General features: G+C 30.7%; 20 protein-coding genes. 15 read left to right on the top strand and 5 right to left on the bottom strand.

Going from position 1 to position 19,973, the window contains the following annotated elements; genetic code table 11:
• The first annotated feature begins 3 nt into the window (after positions 1-3).
• The 3 genes from ACFQ0S_RS12275 (at position 4) to ACFQ0S_RS12265 (ending at position 2,641) form a co-directional block, all read left to right on the top strand.
• On the top strand, positions 4-210 hold the full coding sequence (locus ACFQ0S_RS12275) for a hypothetical protein (RefSeq protein WP_379757984.1): 207 nt from the start codon (positions 4-6) through the stop codon (positions 208-210).
• A 428-nt stretch (positions 211-638) separates the two neighbouring features.
• Complete coding sequence (locus tag ACFQ0S_RS12270; protein WP_379757981.1) at positions 639-1,859, top strand: T9SS type A sorting domain-containing protein; 1,221 nt, start codon at positions 639-641, stop codon at positions 1,857-1,859.
• Positions 1,860-2,194: 335 nt separating this feature from the next.
• A complete protein-coding gene (locus ACFQ0S_RS12265) occupies positions 2,195-2,641 on the top strand; it encodes a hypothetical protein (protein WP_379757978.1) in 447 nt (148 codons plus the stop codon).
• Between the two features lie 53 nt (positions 2,642-2,694).
• Here ACFQ0S_RS12265 and ACFQ0S_RS12260 read toward each other — a convergent pair whose 3' ends face one another.
• Positions 2,695-3,285 carry a dual specificity protein phosphatase family protein gene (locus tag ACFQ0S_RS12260; RefSeq protein ID WP_379757975.1) on the bottom strand — a complete coding sequence of 197 codons (591 nt, stop codon included), beginning with the start codon at positions 3,283-3,285 and terminating at the stop codon, positions 2,695-2,697.
• 186 nt (positions 3,286-3,471) lie between these two features.
• On the opposite strand from ACFQ0S_RS12260, the gene ACFQ0S_RS12255 reads away from it, so the two are divergent.
• The 7 genes from ACFQ0S_RS12255 to ACFQ0S_RS12225 all read left to right on the top strand — a co-directional run bounded on the left by ACFQ0S_RS12255 (position 3,472) and on the right by ACFQ0S_RS12225 (position 12,321).
• The gene (locus tag ACFQ0S_RS12255) at positions 3,472-5,250 is read left to right on the top strand and encodes an AMP-dependent synthetase/ligase (protein ID WP_379757973.1); all 1,779 of its coding nucleotides are present in this window, start codon (positions 3,472-3,474) and stop codon (positions 5,248-5,250) included.
• A 216-nt stretch (positions 5,251-5,466) separates the two neighbouring features.
• Positions 5,467-5,853 carry a hypothetical protein gene (locus tag ACFQ0S_RS12250; RefSeq protein WP_379757970.1) on the top strand — a complete coding sequence of 129 codons (387 nt, stop codon included), beginning with the start codon at positions 5,467-5,469 and terminating at the stop codon, positions 5,851-5,853.
• Between the two features lie 148 nt (positions 5,854-6,001).
• Positions 6,002-6,469, top strand: coding sequence for a MarR family winged helix-turn-helix transcriptional regulator (locus ACFQ0S_RS12245; RefSeq protein ID WP_379757967.1), 468 nt, complete (start codon positions 6,002-6,004; stop codon positions 6,467-6,469).
• Positions 6,453-8,843, top strand: a complete 2,391-nt coding sequence (locus ACFQ0S_RS12240) for a 3-hydroxyacyl-CoA dehydrogenase/enoyl-CoA hydratase family protein (RefSeq protein WP_379757964.1) — start codon at positions 6,453-6,455, stop codon at positions 8,841-8,843. Before ACFQ0S_RS12245 ends, ACFQ0S_RS12240 begins: the two co-directional genes overlap by 17 nt.
• Positions 8,844-8,938: 95 nt before the next feature.
• A complete protein-coding gene (locus tag ACFQ0S_RS12235) occupies positions 8,939-9,256 on the top strand; it encodes a four helix bundle protein (RefSeq protein ID WP_379757961.1) in 318 nt (105 codons plus the stop codon).
• A 75-nt stretch (positions 9,257-9,331) separates the two neighbouring features.
• Positions 9,332-10,513, top strand: coding sequence for an acetyl-CoA C-acyltransferase (locus ACFQ0S_RS12230; RefSeq protein WP_379757958.1), 1,182 nt, complete (start codon positions 9,332-9,334; stop codon positions 10,511-10,513).
• Between the two features lie 17 nt (positions 10,514-10,530).
• On the top strand, positions 10,531-12,321 hold the full coding sequence (locus tag ACFQ0S_RS12225; protein WP_379757955.1) for an acyl-CoA dehydrogenase family protein: 1,791 nt from the start codon (positions 10,531-10,533) through the stop codon (positions 12,319-12,321).
• An 89-nt stretch (positions 12,322-12,410) separates the two neighbouring features.
• On the opposite strand, the gene ACFQ0S_RS12220 is transcribed toward ACFQ0S_RS12225, so the two are convergent.
• On the bottom strand, positions 12,411-13,502 hold the full coding sequence (locus ACFQ0S_RS12220; RefSeq protein ID WP_379819108.1) for a BamA/TamA family outer membrane protein: 1,092 nt from the start codon (positions 13,500-13,502) through the stop codon (positions 12,411-12,413).
• Positions 13,503-13,906: 404 nt separating this feature from the next.
• Between ACFQ0S_RS12220 and ACFQ0S_RS12215 the strand changes: the two genes are divergently transcribed.
• Both ACFQ0S_RS12215 and ACFQ0S_RS12210 read left to right on the top strand, forming a co-directional pair.
• On the top strand, positions 13,907-14,326 hold the full coding sequence (locus tag ACFQ0S_RS12215) for a DUF6146 family protein (RefSeq protein WP_379757949.1): 420 nt from the start codon (positions 13,907-13,909) through the stop codon (positions 14,324-14,326).
• 39 nt (positions 14,327-14,365) lie between these two features.
• Positions 14,366-14,686, top strand: coding sequence for a DUF6787 family protein (locus tag ACFQ0S_RS12210; RefSeq protein ID WP_379757946.1), 321 nt, complete (start codon positions 14,366-14,368; stop codon positions 14,684-14,686).
• Between the two features lies 1 nt (position 14,687).
• On the opposite strand, the gene ACFQ0S_RS12205 is transcribed toward ACFQ0S_RS12210, so the two are convergent.
• The 3 genes from ACFQ0S_RS12205 to msrA are packed head-to-tail and all read right to left on the bottom strand — an operon-like array spanning position 14,688 to position 16,276.
• On the bottom strand, positions 14,688-14,987 hold the full coding sequence (locus ACFQ0S_RS12205; RefSeq protein WP_379757943.1) for a hypothetical protein: 300 nt from the start codon (positions 14,985-14,987) through the stop codon (positions 14,688-14,690).
• 43 nt (positions 14,988-15,030) lie between these two features.
• The gene (folE, locus tag ACFQ0S_RS12200; RefSeq protein WP_379757941.1) at positions 15,031-15,702 is read right to left on the bottom strand and encodes a GTP cyclohydrolase I FolE; all 672 of its coding nucleotides are present in this window, start codon (positions 15,700-15,702) and stop codon (positions 15,031-15,033) included.
• Positions 15,683-16,276: a peptide-methionine (S)-S-oxide reductase MsrA gene (gene msrA, locus ACFQ0S_RS12195; protein ID WP_379757938.1), complete on the bottom strand. Its 594-nt coding sequence runs from the start codon at positions 16,274-16,276 to the stop codon at positions 15,683-15,685. The genes folE and msrA overlap by 20 nt, the downstream gene beginning before the upstream one ends.
• A gap of 189 nt (positions 16,277-16,465) precedes the next feature.
• Here msrA and ACFQ0S_RS12190 point away from each other — a divergent pair, with 189 nt between their 5' ends.
• Genes ACFQ0S_RS12190 through ACFQ0S_RS12180 form a run of 3 tightly spaced genes read left to right on the top strand, consistent with a single transcriptional unit; the run spans position 16,466 to position 19,597 of the window.
• On the top strand, positions 16,466-17,131 hold the full coding sequence (locus tag ACFQ0S_RS12190; protein WP_379757935.1) for an ABC transporter ATP-binding protein: 666 nt from the start codon (positions 16,466-16,468) through the stop codon (positions 17,129-17,131).
• A gap of 5 nt (positions 17,132-17,136) precedes the next feature.
• Positions 17,137-18,840, top strand: coding sequence for an LIC_10190 family membrane protein (locus tag ACFQ0S_RS12185; RefSeq protein WP_379757932.1), 1,704 nt, complete (start codon positions 17,137-17,139; stop codon positions 18,838-18,840).
• Positions 18,833-19,597: a TIGR02757 family protein gene (locus tag ACFQ0S_RS12180; protein ID WP_379757929.1), complete on the top strand. Its 765-nt coding sequence runs from the start codon at positions 18,833-18,835 to the stop codon at positions 19,595-19,597. Before ACFQ0S_RS12185 ends, ACFQ0S_RS12180 begins: the two co-directional genes overlap by 8 nt.
• The last annotated feature ends 376 nt before the right edge of the window (positions 19,598-19,973 follow it).

Genomic DNA, 19,973 nt, shown 5'->3' with positions numbered 1-19,973 from the left:
ATTATGAAAACAAAAACATTTACAATACTTAGTAATGCTTTTTTACATAACTACAGGAAATGCACAAATGCAATTACTACAACAGGAAAAAACACACCTGATTCTGTTGGGAAAATAAGCTATACTATAGAGCAATTAACTTTTGAAACTGAAAAAACCTTAAATGGTTCAATATCTCTGAGAGGGCAACAGACTTTTGAAATTATTTAAATCGAGTTTAAATGCCAATTATTAATAATCCTGTGTTTTAATCTACCTTTTCAGGCGGTTTTACTTCATAAAATTAATCAATATTTTGAAAACCGAAAAAATAGTTTTAAATTTGTTAATTAGTTTCCTTAAACAGGTTTTTGTTTGGTAATATGCTAAATATCAAAGCTTTGATCAACTAATAAGTGTACAAACTTGTTAGTTAAAAGTTACCTTACGAATTTTTTGGTTTTCCGATCTATAGATTTGGGTTTATTCATAGGTATCAAGATCAAGGTTTAGAATTATAGACTGATAACGCGAAATCATTATTAACAGAAACTATCGGAAACATAGCCCTATCCAAAATTAAAACTGTATTTATGTTATTTTTAAAGGAGCAAACCGAAAATCCTAAATCAGAGTAGGTAAATTAATAAATAGAGAATATGAAAAAAATTACACTATTGTTACTTTTTGTGGTTGCGATTACAGCACACGGTCAAAACAAACTATTATCAAGTATTGATGAGTATTATTCTGTCACTACTTGGGAAAAAAGCAGTGGATCCAATTATGAATATGATAACAATAACAACTTAGTGGGAGAATACAGGATGAATTGGAATAATAGTAATAGCACTTGGGAAAACAGTGGTAAAACTACCTTTACTTATAATGCTGGTAACAAAGTTACTCAAGAATTAAATCAAAATTGGAATATACTAACGAGCACACTTGAAAATTCTTATAAACAAACATATACCTATACTAATGGGAAAATTACAGAAATAGTAAGTCAAGAGTGGCTCAATTCAAGTTGGGTAAATACTTATAAAACTGTTATTACTTATAATAGTTCTAATTTGCCTGAAACTGCTATAGGATTTACCTGGGAAGGATTGCAGTGGGTAACTGATAAATCACGTACAACATTAACCTATAACTCCAATAATAGAGTAATTAGCGATTTGCAGGAAATTTGGGATGGAACACAATGGGTAAATGATACTAAAACACTATATACCTACAATGCCAATAACAAAATTATAAATCAAAAATCAGCAAAATGGGATGATTTCAATAGCTTATGGGTTCCAAATGGAAATAAAAGCGAATATGAATGGGACACATCGGGGAATAAAGCCAAAGAGACAGAGTATTACACCTATAGTGACGCAAACAACAACCAATTCAATAACCAATTCAAAAAAGAATATACATTCGACACGTCTAGCCTAATGTCTAGTTTTGCAAATCCGTTTAAAGATAAAACAGGATTTGATTATCTATTTGAAGATTTTCCGTTTGTAAATAAAGTGCTAGTAGAAAATGAATTTAATTATGATGCCAACACGAGTACTTATTCTAATAATAGTCGAACAACTTATAATTATAATAGTTCAATAACACTAAGCACAAAACAGCCTGAAATAACCATTGAAAAAATAAAGGTATATCCCAACCCAACTAAGGATTTCCTAAACATTCAAAATATTGCTAATAACAAAATTGACAAAGTTATTATTAGTGACATTATAGGCAAAACCGTTTTAAAATGTTATGAAAATGCGAAACAAATCAATGTTCAAGATTTGTCAAAAGGAATCTATCTTATAGAGGCGTTTTCAGGAAAAGTAAAGTTTACAAGTAAATTTGTAAAAGAGTAAAACATAATTTCATTAATTCTAAAAAAGGGTTCAGCTATTACAAGTTGAACCTTTTTTATTGTCAAGTACTATATGTTTACTTATACCCAACCTTTTCTAATTGCTCAAGCAATAAGTTCAGCAAAAATGATGGTTTTTGTGTTTCTATAAAATGTCTTTACTATCTTTTCTACTAATTTCTAATTGGCATGAAGCTTCTTTGAAGGCAAGGTTTGGATTAAAAAACGATAATGAAAATAATCTTTACTTTAATATTAAATTTAACAATTTAATTAAAGAAAATTGTATTTCGTACTATTCAAAATTTATATATTTGAATTAAAATCTTGTAGATTATGAAATTAAAAAACACAATAGTAATTGCATTACTTCTTTTTGCAACAAAAATTTTCGCTCAAAACTCATTCACTTCAATAGAAACTAGTGATGGAATACATTATATAACTCCAAATATTGACTACCCGATTACAGGGACTTATTACTTTGAAGGTGCAGAACCTATTGTAGAATTGAATGCTAATGGTATGGGAATTTATCAATTACACGAACAGCCTAAAAGAGAAATGGTTTGGGGAATAGAATGTGACGAAAATGGAGTTCCAATTTATATAAAAGGATATGATAGTGCTGCCTATTCCCTTTGGTATCAATATACTTCAAGCACAGAAAATGATGCTTTTGAAGGTTGGAAAAAAGTGCCTTTTTCCATTCACTTTAATACTTTAAAAATGTATATACAAGGAGAGCGAATGAAAGACTATTCTGAAACAGCTGAAAAATAATATTCATGAAAAAACTCATTTTTCTTGATTGAGTTTTTTTACTTTAAATCCAATTATTTGTTTTGCGCAGCCAATTCCTTTCTCGATTTGTAGGCTTTCAAATATTCTCCTTTGGGTTTTCCGTCATCAAAAGAACTCCATTTTATAAGTGTTCTAACTCCTTTTCTCGCTTCATCATTGGTGAAATTTTCATATTCAATTCTATAAATTGCCGAATACATTTCGGCTCTACCAGTTCCATGATAACAATGTATTAGTACCGGATAATTAGCTTTGTCATCCATAATTTTTGTAAAAATTTCAATATTTTTATTGGTTGGAACTTGATCGGAAGGGTTACTATAGTAATTTAGACCTTCAATTTTTGCTACAGCAGCTTTCTCAGCAGCTAGCTCTCCGGGAGCTTCTGGATTTAAAATTAAATCATTAGTACCTGGCATTCTTAAATCGACTATAGATTTTATGTTATACTTTTTTACATAACTCTCAATTTCATCTGGAGGAATAACTCCAGATTTATATACTTTCCCTTCAGTTATAGTCTCAAAATTGTGATTAATATTCATAACATAAACTTCTTTCCCAACAAAAAACAATATTATTGCAACAACAAAAAACCAAATTATTTTTTTATTTATTTTCATTTTTAAAGATTTAGTATTTTATAATTTGAGTTCAATGGTTATATTAAATTTCTTGGTTTTTATTAATATATTATTAAAGATTATTTGTGTAAAGTTAAATATTTCTTTAAATTATTTATAATAACGAAGAAAAATTGTGCAAGAAATAATTATTAATTAATTTGCAATACAAATTTTTGAAAAAACATGAATACAATAACCAGATTATTCGATTTTGCATACCATCAATTAGCTCTTTACAACCTTCCTGATGCTTTAGTAACAAAACAAAATGGAAATTGGATAAAAACATCTACACAAGAATATGTTGATAAAGCCAATTCCATTTCACGAGCTTTGTTGAGAATGGGGATTCAAAAAAATGATAAAATTGCTATTATTTCGACTAACAATCGAACGGAATGGCACATTATGGATGTTGGAATTCTACAAACAGGTGCTCAAAATGTGCCAATATATCCAACAATTTCTGAATATGATTATGAATATATTTTAAATCATTCAGAATCCATCTATTGTTTTGTGTCTGATATTGAAGTTTTAACTAAGCTTAATGCAATAAAACAAAATGTTCCTAAACTAAAAGAAGTGTATTCTTTTAATGAAATTGAGGGTTGTAAAAACTGGAATGAATTACTAGTTTTAGGCAAAGATTCCTCTAATCAAAATGAAGTTGAAGCTAGAAAAAGCAACGTTAATCCTGAAGATTTAGCTACAATAATTTACACCTCTGGAACTACAGGAAAACCTAAAGGAGTGATGCTATCTCATAACAATATTGTTTCTAATGTTTTAGATTCTTCAGATAGAATTCCTTTTGCAGCTGGAGAAAGTCGTGCATTAAGTTTTTTACCTATTTGTCATATTTATGAAAGAATGGTTACCTATATATATCAATTTATGGGCTGCTCTATTTATTTTGGAGAATCCATTGAAAAAATTTCTGATAATATAAAAGAAGTTCAGCCTACAGTAATGACAGGCGTACCTCGATTAATTGAAAAAGTTTATGATAAAATAATTGCAAAAGGATCTGAACTTACAGGAATTAAGAGAAAATTATTCTTTTGGGCTGTTGAAATAGGTTTGCGATACGAACCAAATGGAGGTAACGGATTTTGGTATAATTTACAACTGAAACTAGCTCGGAAATTAATTTTTAGTAAATGGAAAGCTGGACTTGGAGGAAGATTAAACTTGATTGTTAACGGAAGTGCTGCTTTACAGCCCCGATTGGCTAGAATTTTTGCTGCGGCAGAGATTCCTGTTATGGAAGGTTATGGTTTGTCTGAAACTTCACCCGTAATTTCAGTAAATGATCAAAGAAATAAAGGATTTAAAATTGGTACTGCTGGACGAATTATAAAAAATGTTGAAATTAAAATAGCTCCTGATGGTGAAATTCTGTGCAAAGGACCTAATGTTATGATGGGTTACTATAAGGACGAAAAGCTTACTAAGGAAGCCATAGTTGATGGTTATTTTCATACAGGTGACATAGGTGAAGTAGACAGCGATAATTTTCTCAAAATTACAGATAGAAAAAAAGAAATGTTCAAAACAAGTGGTGGTAAATATATTGCGCCTCAATTGCTTGAAAATGCGATGAAACAATCTCGTTTTATAGAACAAATCATGGTAATTGGAGATGGGCAAAAAATGCCAGCAGCGTTTATTCAACCAAGTTTTGATTTTATAAAAGAATGGGCAAAACTTCACAATATTAGTGTTGGAAATTCTAATGAAGAAATAATACAAAATCAAGAGGTAATTAAACGTATCCAACAAGAAGTTGATGTTATCAACGAAAAATTTGGAAATTGGGAAAAAATAAAACGATTCGAATTAACTCCCGATTTATGGACCATTCCTGCAGGACACCTCACTCCTACTATGAAATTAAAACGTAAAGTCGTAATGGAAAAATACATCAATTTGTATAATAAAATTTATGATGTTGTTTAATTATAAAAAAAAGCGAAACTTTTCCTTGATAATATAATTTTTATAGTTCTAACACTATTATACTGAAAGATAAAACCATTTTATTTTTTGAATTAAAATTATACAATTCTCATTATTATCAATTTAAAATAAAAATGTTTAATAATTTTAACAAATGTCTAACTAAGGAATATTTTTTGATACTTTTATTACATTAACCAATTAAATGTAAAAATTATGAATGTAAAAAATTTTTTAGTTTCAGGTATTGTTGGAGGATTTGTTGACTTTTTATTAGGATGGTTGTTTTACGGAATCCTTTTTAAAGATCAATTCCCAGCAAATGAGAATTTGAATATGCTCTTTATATTTTTAGGATGTATGACTTTTGGATTTTTGGTGTCATACATATTTAACAAATGGGCGGGAATATCTAATATGATTTCTGGAATAAGAGCTGGAGCCGTCCTCGGATTATTTTTAGGGTTTCATAATAATTTCTTCATGAATGCTATGCAAGCAAATCCTAATTATCAAAACATGGGACTTGATATTGCGATATCTATTGCATTATCAGCTATAGTAGGTGGTACTATTGCTATTGTAAATGGAAAATTAAAATAGTCATTTTTTTTACTTTTAAAACTCCTCAATAAATTGAGGAGTTTTTTTTCCCCTTTTGAAAGCTATAAATATTTAACAAAATAATAATTTATATTTATTATGCATGCATAGTATTTTTTACTATATTTGAAATCGATATAGTAAAATTATGAAAGATAAAACAATAGATTATATTCTTCGGTCTACTTGGCAGGCAGTAGCAAGACTATACAACGAAGAAGCTGCAAAGTATGGAGCAACGATGGCTACGGGATTTGCGCTTTTAAGTATTGATAAGGAAGGAGGTACCCCATCCACTACATTAGGACCTAAAATGGGTATGGAAGCTACGAGCCTAACCCGAACTTTAAAATCTATGGAAGAAAAAGGACTTATATATAGAAAACCAAATCCAGCAGATGGTAGAGGTGTTTTAATATATCTTACCGAACATGGTAAGCAAAAAAGAGAGCTTTCAAAAAACACTGTACTCAAATTCAATGAAACAATACGATTAAATGTTAATGAGGAAAAATTAAAACATTTTATTGAAGTCTCAGAAACCATAAATGAACTAATACAATTTAAAAATATTTTTAATTCAAACGAAAACAATAATGATGAAAAGAATAATTAAAAAAGTGGCAGTCGTCGGATCAGGAATTATGGGTTCAGGGATTGCTTGTCATTTTGCTAACATTGGTTTAGAAGTGTTGCTTTTAGACATTATTCCAAATGTGTTAACGGAAGTTGAAGAAAAGAAAGGACTTACTTTAGAAAGTAAAGTTGTTAGAAATCGAATAGTGAATGAACATTTAACCAATGCTTTAAAATCAAACCCTTCGCCAATTTACAGCCAAAAATTCGCAAGCAGAATTACAACCGGAAATACTAGTGACGATATGGTTAAAATTGCTAATTACGATTGGATAATTGAAGTAGTTGTAGAACGATTGGATATTAAAAAATTAGTTTTTGAACAAATAGACAAATTCCGTAAACCAGGCACATTAGTAACTTCAAATACTTCGGGTATTCCTATTCATTTTATGAGTGAAGGTAGAAGTCACGATTTTCAGGCACATTTTTGCGGAACCCATTTCTTCAATCCAGCACGTTATTTAAAATTATTTGAAATCATTCCTGGACCAAAAACATCTCCTGAAGTATTGGATTTCTTATTTGATTTTGGATCAAAATATTTAGGAAAAACTTCAGTAATTGCAAAGGATACTCCCGCTTTTATTGGAAATCGTATTGGAATTTTCGGAATTCAAAGTTTGTTTCATTTGGTAAAAGATATGGGATTAACTATTGAAGAAGTGGATAAATTAACTGGTCCAGTTATTGGCCGACCAAAATCGGCAACGTTTAGAACTGTTGATGTTGTTGGTTTGGATACTTTAGTGCACGTAGCTAACGGAATTTATGACAATTGCCCAAACGACGAAGCACACGAACTATTCAAATTGCCAGATTTCATCAACAAAATGATGGAAAACAAATGGTTGGGAAGCAAAACTGGACAAGGTTTTTACAAAAAAGAAGGCAAAGAAATACTTTCTTTAGATTTAGATACATTAGAATACAGAGCGGCTAAAAAAGCTTCGTTTGCTACTTTAGAATTAACTAAAACTATCGACAAACCAATTAATCGATTTAGAGTTTTGGTAAAAGGAAAAGACAAAGCAGGCGAATTTTATAGAAAATCATTCTCGTCAATGTTTGCCTATGTTTCCAATAGAGTTCCTGAAATAACCGACGAATTCTATAAAATTGACGATGCTATGAAAGCAGGTTTCGGCTGGGAAAATGGTCCGTTTGAAATTTGGGATGCTATTGGTGTTGAAAAAGGAATTGCCTTAATGCAAGCCGAAGGATATCAACCAGCTGCTTGGGTTACAGACATGTTAGCATCAGGAAGTTCCAGTTTTTATTCCATTAAAGATGGTGCGACTTATTTTTATACTATTCCAACAAAATCACAAAACAAAGTACCAGGACAAGATAGTTTTATCATTTTAAACAATATCCGCGAAAGCAAAAAAGTATGGAGCAATAGCGGTGCAGTAATTACCGATATTGGCGATGGCATTTTGAATTTAGAATTCCAAAGCAAAATGAATACCATTGGTGGCGATGTTTTAGCTGCCATCAATAAAGGAATCGATTTAGCCGAAAAAGAATACAACGGATTGGTTATAGGAAATCAAGCTGCTAATTTTACTGTCGGAGCCAATATCGGAATGATTTTTATGATGGCAGTCGAACAAGAATACGAAGAGTTGAATATGGCTATTAAATATTTTCAAGATACAATGATGCGCTTGCGCTACTCGGCTACTCCGGTGATTGTGGCACCCCACGGAATGACATTGGGTGGCGGTTGCGAAATGACGATGCATGCCGACAGAGTTGTGGCCGCAGCCGAAAGCTATATCGGATTGGTAGAATTTGGAGTGGGTGTAATTCCTGGTGGTGGTGGATCTAAAGAAATGGCTCTAAGAGCTTCTGATTTATTTCATAAAAACGATGTAGAATTGAATGTTTTGCAAGAATATTTCTTAGCCGTTGCAATGGCAAAAGTATCCACATCTGCTTATGAAGCATTTGATACAGGCGTTTTACAAAAAGGAAAAGACATTGTGGTGGTTAACAAAGACCGACAAATTGCAGTAGCAAAACAAATCGCTTTACAAATGGCAGAACAAGGCTATACTCAACCTATTCAACGTAAAGATGTAAAAGTACTGGGTAAACAAGCATTGGGAATGTTTCTAGTCGGAACCAATCAAATGGTAGCTGGAAAATACATATCCGAACACGACTTAAAAATTGCTAACAAACTGGCTTATGTCATGGCTGGTGGCGATTTATCCGAACCAACTTTAGTATCCGAACAATACTTATTAGATATCGAGCGTGAAGCGTTTTTATCGCTTTGTACTGAAAGAAAAACATTGGAGCGAATTCAGTTTATGTTAACTAAGGGAAAACCATTGAGAAATTAATTTTAAGACCGATTAGTATCAAGACCAGAGTATTAAGTATTAAGACTTAAAAGAATATGCACAACTTTGAAAAACTAAAAATTTGGCAGAAGGCAATGGACATAGCTGTCGAAGTCTATGAAATTTCTCTGCTATTGCCTAATGATGAAAAATTTAATTTAATTCATCAGATTAAGAAATGTGCTGTTTCAATTCCTTCAAATATAGCGGAGGGTTCAGGACGAAATCATAATAAAGAATTTGTTCAATTTTTAGGAATAGCAAATGGGTCAACTTTTGAATTGATAACTCAATTAATTTTAGCTAAAAGATTAAAACTTATCAAAGAAGAAATAATACAACCAATAATTAACCAACTAGTAGAAGTTTCAAATATGAATTTCTCATTTCAAAAAACATTAAAAACAAAATAAAATAAAGATTGGAAAGGATAAATACAAAAGGTTAATATCTTAATACTTAATTCTCCAGTCTTAATACTTAAAAATATGAAAACAGCCTATATAGTAAAAGCATATCGTACAGCAGTTGGAAAAGCTCCAAAAGGTCTGTTTCGATTTAAACGTCCGGATGAATTAGCAGCCGAGACCATTCAGTTCATGATGAACGAATTACCTGATTTTGATAAAAAACGTATTGACGACGTTATGGTTGGAAACGCCATGCCGGAGGCCGAACAAGGTTTAAATGTGGGACGCTTAATTTCCCTTATGGGATTAAAAGTGACCGATGTTCCAGGTGTTACAGTCAACCGCTATTGTGCTTCTGGATTAGAAACTATCGGAATAGCAACGGCAAAAATCCAATCTGGAATGGCCGATTGTATTATAGCTGGTGGAGCAGAAAGCATGAGTTTTATTCCAATGGGGGGTTACAAACCAACACCTGATTACGCTGTTGCAAAAGCAGGAAACGAAGATTACTATTGGGGAATGGGTTTAACAGCCGAAGCCGTTGCTAAACAATTCAATATTTCTCGTGAAGATCAAGATGCTTTTGCATTCAATTCGCATCAAAAAGCATTAAAAGCGCAAGCTGAAGGTAAATTCGATAAACAAATAGTTCCTATTAATGTTGAACAAACATTCATCAATGAAAATGGGAAAAAAGAAACCAAATCGTATACCGTAACAAAAGATGAAGGACCAAGAGCCGACACTAATACTGCTGCATTAGGAAACTTAAAACCCGTTTTTGCCTCCGATGGAAGTGTTACAGCAGGCAATTCGTCACAAATGAGTGATGGAGCAGCATTCGTATTAATTATGAGTGAAGAATTAGTAAAAGAATTAAACCTCACTCCTATTGCTCGATTAGTGAATTTTGCATCGGCAGGTGTTGAACCAAGAATTATGGGAATTGGACCTGTAAAAGCAATACCAAAAGCGCTAAAGCAAGCTGGATTAACATTAAACGATATTGGATTAATAGAATTGAATGAAGCCTTTGCATCGCAAGCATTGGCAGTAACTCGTGAATTGAATTTAAATCCTGAAATTATTAATGTGAATGGTGGAGCGATTGCATTGGGTCATCCGTTAGGATGTACTGGAGCTAAATTATCGGTACAATTATTTGACGAGATGAAACGCCGTGGTGATAAATATGGAGTTGTGAGTATGTGTGTGGGAACCGGACAAGGAAGTGCCGGAGTATATGAATTATTATAAATTAAAACAACATTATAATGGAAGATATAACAAGAGGAGGACAATTCCTGGTAAAAGAAACCAAATGTGAAAATGTATTCACACCCGAAGATTTTTCTGAAGAACAAATCATGATGCGTGATTCGGTTAAAGAATTCGTAGATAAAGAAATTTGGCCCTACAAAGACCGTTATGAAAAAAAAGACTATGCCTTTACAGAAGAAACTATGCGTAAAGCTGGCGAAATGGGCTTTTTAAGTGTTTCCGTGCCTGAAGCCTATGGTGGAATGGGAATGGGATTTGTAGATACGTGCTTGGTTTGCGATTATATTTCAGGAGCTACTGGCTCATTTTCAACTGCTTTTGGTGCGCATACTGGAATTGGAACTATGCCAATTACTTTATATGGAACCGAAGAACAAAAACAAAAATACGTACCAAAATTGGCTTCTGGTGAATGGTTTGGAGCTTATTGCTTAACCGAGCCAGGTGCTGGATCTGATGCTAATTCAGGAAAAACAAAAGCTGTTCTATCAGACGATGGAAAAACCTATTCTATCACTGGACAAAAAATGTGGATATCCAATGCAGGGTTTTGTTCGCTTTTCATTGTTTTTGCCCGAATTGGTGATGACAAAAATATTACTGGTTTCATTATAGAAAATGACCCAAGTAACGGAATAACAATGAATGAAGAAGAACATAAACTGGGAATTCGCGCTTCTTCTACACGTCAGGTTTTCTTTGCAGAAACTAAAGTACCAGTTGAAAATATGCTTTCTGAAAGAGGAAACGGATTTAAAATAGCGATGAACGCGCTTAATGTTGGACGAATTAAATTAGCAGCTGCTTGTTTGGATGCACAAAGAAGAGTAACCTCTAATGCTGTGAATTATGCTAACGAAAGAATTCAATTTAACACACCTATTTCTCAATTTGGAGCAATACGTTACAAATTAGCCGAAATGGCAACTTCTGCTTATGCAGGAGAAAGTGCCACTTATAGAGCCGCCAAAGATATCGAAACCCGAATCAAATTGCGTGAAGCCGAAGGAACATCACATCAAGAAGCGGAATTGAAAGGTGTTGAAGAATTTGCTATCGAATGTTCGATTTTGAAAGTAGCTGTTTCAGAAGACGTTCAAAATTGTGCCGATGAAGGCATTCAGATTTATGGTGGGATGGGATTTTCAGAAGATACACCAATGGAAAGTGCATGGAGAGATGCACGTATTGCACGTATTTATGAAGGAACAAATGAAATAAACAGAATGTTATCGGTAGGAATGTTAATCAAAAAAGCCATGAAAGGCCATGTTGATTTATTAGGTCCTGCTTCTAAAGTACAAGAGGAATTAATGGGAATTCCATCTTTTGACACACCTGATTATTCAGTGCTTTTTTCAGAAGAAAAAGAACTAATTGGAAAACTAAAAAAAGCGTTCTTAATGGTTGCTGGTGGTGCTGTACAAAAATACGGTCCTGATTTAGATGGACATCAACAATTATTAATGGCTGCCGCCGATATATTAATTGAAATCTATATGGCAGAAAGTACCGTTCTTAGAACTGAAAAATTAGCTAAAAAACAAGGTGAAGATAAAGTACAAGAACAAATAGCAATGGCAAAATTGTATCTGTATAAAGCTGTTGATGTAGTTACCCAAAAAGGAAAAGAAAGTATTATATCATTTGCTGAAGGCGACGAACAACGGATGATGTTAATGGGTTTACGTCGATTTACAAAATATACCAATATGCCAAATATTGTAGGCTTAAGAGAAACGATTACTAAAAAACTTGTTGCAGAAAATAGTTATTGTTTTTAAAAAAATCTTGATTTAATTAATAATAAAATAAAACCACGCTACTTAAAATTTTAGCGTGGTTTTCTGTAAATACAGAATAGAGTTTAAATCTAGAAAGTCTCTCCTGCATTTAAATAAAACGCTTCGGAATTTCTGCCCCATCCATAATTTGCAATAATATTGGTTCGTGTAGGTTTGTCAATTAATATTCGCAACCCTAAACCAATTGCTGGCTGAATGTATTGAAACAACTTTATATTATTTTCTTTATTACTAGCTGTTGTAAAATTTGAAAAAAGTGTGCCACTAAGTAGTTTATTACAACTAATTGGAAACCTATATTCGGTTTCAAAATATACCAAATTAAAACCCCTAAAAAGTCCTTGAACATATCCTTTGCCACCTCTACTTCGCTGATCCCAACCAATTGAAGGTAAATTTAAGTATGGTACATTCCCATTAATTAAAAATTGTCCGTAGGTCCAAAAAGCCAATACATGTTGAAAGTTTGTTTTACTTAAAGGTAGAAAATAACGGTATTCAGAATAGAGAACTTGACTTGCCTGTTGGTTTCTTCCTACTTGTGGATTAATTCTATAATTTATATTAGCAAACCATCCAGAATTGGTATTTACTTGATTGTCCCTTGAATCAAAAACCATATTCATACTAAGCCCATTTACATAATATTCAGCATCAGTAAAGCCATATCTCTTACTATAGTTATAATGATTAGTAAATTGATTGTTGGCGACATCTAATTTTTGATCAACAATATTAGTGTATCCATCAACATGCAAACCTGATCCAAGATACAGATTCTTAATTACTTGAAAAGAAACTGTTTGGTGAAACTTAAAATAATTATATTTCATAGGTTCTTCAATCGATTCAAACTGAAAATCTGTATCTTTCCTATTATTAGGAATAATATCTGTACCTAAACCAAAATTTCCTTGCGAGAAAATAAAATATCTCCAGTCGCCACTTAAATATATTTTATTATCATTAAGAATAAGATTGTTTTTTAAATTCACTAACAATTGATTTTTTGTAGTATATGTTGCTCCAATATTAACCGAAGAAAATTTGTCAATTATACTTTTTCCCTTAAATGTATATTGAGCAACTGTTCCGTAAATAAATCCATTGGCTGGTTGAACTCCAATGATTGGTATAATTAAAAAAAAACTGTTTTTCATTGGTTTTAAAACCAAAACTGAATCTTTTTTCTTAAAAATTTCTGGAAGCGATTTTATTGGACAAACTTTCGTAGAGTCAGTTTTTGATTGACCTAGAAAAGTAAAATGTATAAAAAAAAACATTAAATATACAATGGTTTTTTTTTGAAAATCTTTATTTAAAATTATTTTCATGATAATCAAACATATATCATAGTTAACCTAAAAAAATCAATAATTACTAAACCTCTAAAAATTAAATAATATTTTAATATATAAAACAGTTAATTATTTTAAATGTTTGTTTGCAAAAATACAGAAACAAATTACTCATTCAATATTAATCGTATTATCTTTTAAATAAAATAAATCCATAAACATCTTTACAATGTTATATTTTATAACTTTATAGGAAATAAATAGAAATGAAAAAGCAATACCTCATTATATTAATAGGCATATTTATTTTTAGTTGTTCATCGAAAAAAAGCAATATTAAAGCCGATGAAAAAGTGAAACTATCAGCAAATGATACCATTAGAATTGCTAATGACTCCTTAGAATATGAAATTACAATTATAGACATTGGTTATACAACATGGCTGAACGGAAGAGCCCAGCCAAGAGGATTCTACTCCATCTCCTTTTTAGAAAATAGAAATTGCATGTATGTTACCGAATGGAATAATCGTGTTTTAGAACCTTTAAGATACGACCCAAGTTTATATGAAATGAGAATTGATTATCAACCCAATATTAAATACGGTTACGAAGTAAACTATTTACTTTATAATTACTTTTTGTATTTTGAAAATCAATACAAACAAAACTTGAGAAGGTTTTAAAATAAATAAAGTTTTATATTTGTAAGGAATTAATACAATATGCAAGGATTAAAAAAACGTTGGGGAATTGAATCTAATTTTCAATTGATAATTATTTTTATTGTTTTTGCAATAACAGGATCTGCATCGGCTTGGTTGTCTGAACCATTTTGTCTTTGGTTAGGAATTACTGGTGAGGATTTGGGTTATTGGTTTACACCAATAAGACTTTTAATGATTTTTCCTATTTATCAAATATTACTTGTACTTATTGGTGCTATGTTTGGTCAATTTAATTTTTTTTGGGCTTTCGAAAAAAAAATGTTACGAGGAATGAAACTTGGATTCTTGCTTCCTAAGGAAAATGGAAATCAAGAATAATTTAAATCTCGTCTCTTCTTATAAGATACTTATAAATCCACGTCAATGTAAACGAAGGAATAAAATCTGTAAACGGTATAATTTCTTCTAAGAAAGTTAGAATTCCAGCAATTTTACCCACTTTTCCTTTATACAAATAAGTCATTAAAAACCCAGCTATAGGAGCCCAAATTACATCTGAAAATTCTCCAATCAATGGTATAGAAAAAGAAAGCATTCCGATAAAATCAAAAAACAATCCTAGAATTAAATCACGATTTTTAGTGTTGATCTTATTTTGAGTTTGCATTTCTTGTGACATCTATTATAATAGTTTTCAATAGAATACACAAAACTAATGCCAATTATTTTTCGGCTTTAATCATGTTAAAGAAATCATTTCTGTTTTCTTTCTCATCAAAAATTCCTCCATACTGAATAGTAGAAGTATAACTAGACTCATCTTTAATACCTCTACTAGAAACGCAAAGATGCTTAGCTTCCATAACAACAATTACATTATCGGTTTCTAAAACTGATTTTAAATCATTGAAAATTTGCATAATCAATCGCTCTTGAACCTGAGGTCTTCTTGAATAGTAATCGACAATTCGGTTTAACTTAGACAATCCTATTACTTTACCACTAGAAACATATCCAATATGAGCTTTACCTACTATTGGTAAAAAATGGTGTTCGCAAGTTGAATTAAAATTAATATTTGCTTCAACTAACATCTTATCATAGTGATAGCTGTTATCAAAAACTGAAATTTTTGGTTTGTTTTTAGGATTCAATCCACTAAAGATCTCTTGAACAAACATTTTAGCGACACGATGTGGGGTACCTTGAAGACTATCGTCAGTCATATCGAGACCTAATTCTTGCATTATTGCATGAAAATGTTTTTCAATAGTAGTCATTTTTTGGACATCTGATTTTAAGAATGCATCTGGTCGCATTGGTGTTTCTGCAGATGTCATATGGTGTTGATCTCCTAAAATTTCGAATAACTCTTTATCTGTTAGTATGCTCATTTTTATTTTTCAGTTTAGATTGAAACTTGTTTCTTAATTTATCTATTTTAGGCGTAATTACATAACTGCAATAGCCTTGTGATTTGTTTTGATTGTAATAATTGTGGTGATAATCTTCGGCATTATAGAAGTGAGAAGCCTCACTAACCATAGTAACTATAGGTTTTCCAAAAGTGAATTTGTTGTTTAATAATTCAATATACTTATGTGCAAGTGCTTTTTGATTTTCATTGGTGTAAAAAACTTCACTTCTGTATTGAGTACCAATATCATTTCCCTGACGATTTAAGGTTGTTGGATCATGAGTAGCGAAAAATACTTCTAACAATTCTCCAAAACTTATTATTTGTGAATCAAAAGTTATTTTAATCGCTTCGGCATGACCTGTTGTTCCTTTGCAAATTTCGTTGTATGTTGGATTTGAAGTTTGTCCTCCAATATATCCTGGCTCAACTTTCAAAACACCTTCAAGTTCTAAAAAAACAGCCTCGGTACACCAAAAGCAACCTCCTGCAAAAATGGCCGATTCTTGAGTTGGTCGATTATTATTTAATAAATTAATAGTACTTGTCATTATAAATACAAACTTTAATTTTGTTTAACAAATTTACAATAAAATTAAACACAATGATACGTTTTGCTAACATTTTTTTTAAAGATTATTATGAAGCAATACTTATATACCGAATAGGCGCATATAAATAGATATTGCTTATGCTATTTAATAAAAAACTTTGTTTCTTTGTGTAAACCATATTTACAAATGATACAAGCAAAAAATATACATAAGTATTACGATCAATTGCATGTTCTAAAAGGAGTAGATTTAAATATTAAAAAAGGAGAAATAGTTTCAATTGTAGGAGCATCAGGAGCTGGTAAAACAACTTTATTACATATTTTAGGAACACTAGACCAGCCTTCATTAGTTGATGGAATAGAACTATTTATTAATAATGAAAACATCCTAAACATGAATGACAAAACCTTATCAAGGTTTAGAAATTTAAACTTAGGATTTATTTTTCAATTTCATCAACTTTTACCTGAATTTACGGCACTAGAAAACGTTTGTATTCCCGCTTATATTGCCGGGAAAAGTAGTTCTGAAACCGAACCTGAAGCCAAAAAAATATTATCGTATTTAGGTTTGTCTGATAGAATACATCACAAACCTAATGAACTGTCAGGTGGTGAACAGCAGCGTGTGGCTGTTGCAAGAGCATTAATTAACAAACCCTCAGTTATTTTTGCAGACGAACCATCAGGTAATTTAGACACTGCATCAGCAGAAAATTTACATCAATTGTTTTTTAAATTACGGGATGAGTTTGATCAAACCTTTGTTATTGTAACTCATAATGAAGAATTAGCAAACATGGCCGACAGAAAACTGATAATGGTTGATGGAATGATTTCAAATAGGTAAACCAAATGCTACTAATTATTTTATCATGGATATACATTATGTTTACCTCAATCAATTTGGGTTTTGGTTTTGATAAAATAGCTGGTTTAAAAAATAAAAATTTTGTAATTACTTCTATTTTAGGGCTGTTTTCAGTAACTATTTTAGCAAGTATTTGGGCAATTTTTGGAAGAATAAATGTTGAATTTTACTTTTTTATATTCATAATAAATTGCTTTGTATTCATAAAATATAGAGCATTAATTCTTTCTATTTACAAGACATTTTTTAATGAATTAAAACAACTCGGTAAGTTTTTAAAGCTTTTTTTAATTACAAGTTTTTTTTTAATAATTGCACAATGCGCTTCGATACCTTATGTAATTGATAATGAATCTTATTACATACAAACTATCAAATGGTTAAACGAATACGGATTTGTAAAAGGACTGGTAAATTTACATTTGTTCTTAGGACAACAAAGCGGTTGGCATATTACGCAAAGTGCATTTAATTTTTCATTTTTATTCAAAAATTTGAATGATTTAAGTGGCTTTTGTTTGTTGTTAGGTAATATTTTTGCCATTCAAAAGCTAAATGATTATTACGAATCTAGAAACAAAACCTACTTAATTGTTGGGCTACTTCCGTTAGCTAATATATATTTTTTTCAATTTATAAGTGCGCCATCACCAGATATAGCGGTATACATTTTTTCATTCATAATTAGCTTTTACTTTCTAGAAAATTATAAAAAAACTACTATCGAAACATTTAATTTGTTGGTAATCTTAATTCTGTTTTTACTGTATATTAAAAATACTACTCTGACTTTTGTTCTAATTCCAATACTATTATTGTTCAGAAATTTTAAGTTCATTTCTAAAAAACTTATTTTTTCAATTGTATTTTCAATACTTATTTTATTGCTTTTCTTTACGAAGAATATTATTATTAGTGGGTCGCTAATTTTTCCTTCTAAATTACCTCCTTTATTTGCATTAGATTATACTATTTCAGATACTGTTGAAACGCTATATTATAAACAACTAAAAAATTATTATGGCTATTTTCTGAGTGATGAACAGTTCAACGCAATGTCTACATTTGATTTATTTATAAGATGGTTGTCATTGCCTAAATTGAATGGTTTGTTTAATAAAATAAGCATTTTTTTAATAGTAATTTGTCCGTTACTTATCTATAAATTCCTAAATAAGAAAGCCCTTTGGATGCTATATACTGTGATGACAATTCAACTTTGTATTCTTTTCGCTACATCTCCACAGTATCGTTTTTTTATGAATTTTGTGTTGTTCTTCTCACTATTTTGCTTAGCTTGTTTTATAAATAGAAGAAAAATTATTACTCTTTTTTTATTGATTTCTTTAATTCCAATGTTGATTATTGTATTTATCCCGATAAATTTAAATCGTTTTTCCAATAACAATTTTATGTTAGAAATGAGTACTTTTTCTTTTAATAATAGTATCTACCCTTATAAAAACACAAAATTCAACACGCCATATGAAAAAATAAAAACAGGCAATTTAATCTTTAATTCTCCTGTAGAGAATGATTTTTTTTGGGGAAGTGGAGATGGCGATTTACCATGTGTAAATAAGACACAAATTGATTTTTTCGAAAAACATTACAACATTAAACCACAAATGCGAACCCATCATTTGAAAGATGGATTTTACACTAAAAAAGTAAATCCAAATGAATAGTAAAGAATTAAAATCATTCCTAGATGAAAAAGTAATTTTATACAATAATACTAATTTTATTGAAAGTGATCCTGTACAAATTCCGCATCTATTTACTCAAAAAGAAGACATTGAGATTGCAGGTTTTTTGAGTGCAACCATTTCTTGGGGCAATCGCAAAATGATTATAAAAAATGCTCATAAAATGATTAATCTAATGGGGAATGCACCTTATGATTTTGTGATGTCACACAACGAAAATGATCTAGAACGATTGGAACATTTTGCGCATCGTACTTTTAATGGTGATGACTTTTTTACATTTATAAAAGGATTACAACATATTTATTCAAATCATTATGGTCTAGAAAATGTATTTTCAAGCCATCAGGAAAATAACAGTTTACAAAAAAGCATACATGAATTTAAAAAACTATTTTTTGAAGTCCCACATCAAAACCGTACCCAAAAACACATTTCCGACCCTCTAAATAATTCAGCAGCAAAACGCATCAATATGTTTTTGCGCTGGATGGTTCGACAAGACAATAAAGGAGTCGACTTAGGCATTTGGAAATCTATTTCGCCTGCCCTACTTTCCTGCCCTTTAGATGTTCATTCTGGCAATGTTGCCCGAAAATTAGGATTGTTAAATCGAAAACAAAATGACGGAAAAGCACTTGCCGAATTAGATAAAAACCTTCGATTTCTTGACCCAATCGATCCTGTAAAATATGATTTTGCCTTATTTGGACTTGGTGTTTTTGAAGGCTTTTGAAAAACAACATTTTTTTTAAAAATTATAATTTAGAATAGTACTGTGCATAGGTTAGAAAAGTTACATTTTAATACTGATTTTAAAAAGAGATTTTAAACTTAAATTCAATAGTAAAACTAACATTCTAAATCTTAAAGATATAAAAAACAACTAATTATCTTGCGATTTGAAATAATTTTCAATTCTAAAATTAATAAAAACTCACTTAAAGTCTTTGATGTTTTTAGAATTCAATCTAAATTGCACTCTATTAAATTGTTTATTATATAAATTTCAGCTCTTAATTAGTTGTAATTAACCCGTTGGGTGTAATTATTTGAAGTAAAAAATACTGATTAGATATTGCTCAAGATACTGAAATTCAGTATCTTGAAGT

The sequence above is a fragment of the Flavobacterium myungsuense genome, assembly GCF_042677265.1.
Lineage (GTDB): Bacteria > Bacteroidota > Bacteroidia > Flavobacteriales > Flavobacteriaceae > Flavobacterium > Flavobacterium myungsuense.
This window is presented reverse-complemented; position numbering and strand designations above follow the sequence as displayed.